Below are 1,992 nucleotides of genomic sequence, written 5' to 3'. Positions count from 1 at the left end.
CGAGAACTCTTCACATCGAATTCAATAGCCACCCGATGGAAGACAATCGACGGAAGCGACTCGGCTGGAACCACTCTATGCCGATCCACGCCGACGGAAATCCCCCTCGGATGCGTGACAACAATGCCGAATATGACTGTAGCAGAGTAGAACTGACGCCGGAGAGACTTCGCGCGCATAGCGCAGAAGTTTCGAACATCACCCACTCGAATGAGATCGTTTGTGCGGGTGCGGGTTTGAGAATCGATTCGCGGCCCGGCCGCATGCCTGCTACAGCCAAGCTTGATACGAGCGTTAGAATCCTGAACCGAACCAAAGGTTTCGGCGAGATTCAGTACGTCGATGCCAACACGATCGGCCCGCCGACCCGGATCCTGGGATCAGCGGGCGCGCCCGCATCCGTCACCGATCCGGGTTCGAATCGTTGCCGGGTTCCGGGCGGATGTCCGCGCTGCTGCGCGGGGGTCCCGGTCGGCCGAGTTTGAGCAGGAGTGCGCCGAGGCAGGCGGTGGTCCACACGGTCAGCACCAGCAGCGCGGTGAGCAGGCCGTCGTTGTGGAAGTAGGCCATGCCTTGCAGGGCGCGGACTCCGCTGCCGACCGGCAGCAGTGTCGCGCAGGAGTGGAGCCAGGCGGGCAGGTAGGCGGCGGGCAGGATCGCGCCGCTGCCGGCGTTGCCGAGGATCAGCAGCACGATCGAGGCCAGGGGCGGGCCGAGCGGACCGGTCAGCCGCATCATGACGAGGGTGAAAGAGGCTGCGGCACAGGCCATCAGGCCGGTGACCACGATGATGCCGAGGACAGGCGCGGGCAGGGCGTCGAAGCCGGCGCCGCCGCCGATGAGCGCGGCGGCCACGCCGCAGGCCAGGGAGAACAGGCCCAGGCCCGCCACGCGGTGGGCCACCGGTAGCCGGGGCGCGGCGTGGTAGGCCATGAGCGCGTAGAGGTAGCCGACCAGCACGACGCCGAACGCGGTGTAGAAGGTCGACAGGCCGCGGGAGTCGCCGGGGGTCGCGGGCAGCACATCGGTGCGGGTGAGGTGATCGTGTCCGGTGGCGAGGGCACGTGCGAGATCGCTGTTGACCGAGGGGCCGTTGGCCCCGGCGTAGAGCAGTTCGGAGTTGTCGAAAAGATATGCGGCATAGACGGATCGGACGGCCAGCAGGTCGGTGGCGCTCGCGCGGTCGGCGACGGCACGCACCGCGTAGCCGCCCGGCTGAGCGTTGTCGAGGTCGGATTGGATGCGTGCGGCCTGCTCGGGTGTACCCGCCACGGCGACCGGCAGCCGGTGCGGGAGCGGTGTGTGGAACGCGGCGAGATACACGAGCAGGAACACGATCCCGACCACCAGCGCCGTGGCGATCGGGACGAGCACGCCGCCGAGCCCCGCGCGCCGTGCCGCGTCGGCTGTCGCCACGGATTGCGCGGGGCCGGTGTTCATGGCGGCGGTTCAGGAGGGAAGTACGCCGAAGAACCAGTTGCCCGGCGCGTCGGGATCGTCGCTGGCGTAGAACTGGGCCGCGGCGGTCTTGACCTCGTCGAGGCTCAGATAGCCCTTGCCGCCGGTGTCGACGTGGGCGAAGCTGCCGGGGTTTCCCCCGAGGGCGGTGACCAGTTTGTCGTGATCTGCGGCGGTGAGCTGGGAGCCGCACAGCGACACCACCAGATCCGCCATGGCGTCGGTGGCCGCGACGAAGCCCTTGGGATCATCGAGCGCGCCCGCGAGCGCGGCCCGGTATTCGGCGCGGCTGACCTGACCGTCGCCGTCGGTGTCGGAGGCCGCCAGCAGCGCCGTCCAGATCTCCCGGTGCCCGGCCTCGAGTTCGGCCGTCAGTTCCGGTTTCCCGAAGGCGGCGGCGATGCGCTGCGCGGCCAGCTGGTAATCGACCGCCTCGAGGACACCGTTGCCGTTGGTGTCGAGCATGTCGAATCGGTAATCGGCCTTGCGGGTTTGGAATTCGGAGAGCATGACAAGTATTCCTTTCTAGTGTCC

The 1,992-nt window shown here is 67.8% G+C and carries 2 protein-coding genes; both read right to left on the bottom strand.

Going from position 1 to position 1,992, the window contains the following annotated elements; translation table 11 throughout:
* Positions 1–402: 402 nt before the first annotated feature.
* A complete protein-coding gene (locus NS2_RS35540) occupies positions 403–1,440 on the bottom strand; it encodes a hypothetical protein (protein ID WP_052087125.1) in 1,038 nt (345 codons plus the stop codon).
* 9 nt (positions 1,441–1,449) lie between these two features.
* Positions 1,450–1,968: an EF-hand domain-containing protein gene (locus tag NS2_RS35535; RefSeq protein ID WP_033091756.1), complete on the bottom strand. Its 519-nt coding sequence runs from the start codon at positions 1,966–1,968 to the stop codon at positions 1,450–1,452.
* Positions 1,969–1,992 lie beyond the last annotated feature (24 nt).

Source organism: Nocardia seriolae NBRC 15557 (assembly GCF_007990715.1).
Lineage (GTDB): Bacteria > Actinomycetota > Actinomycetes > Mycobacteriales > Mycobacteriaceae > Nocardia > Nocardia seriolae.
The sequence above is the reverse complement of the archived record's forward strand: the minus strand, read 5'-3'. Positions and strand labels throughout refer to the sequence as shown.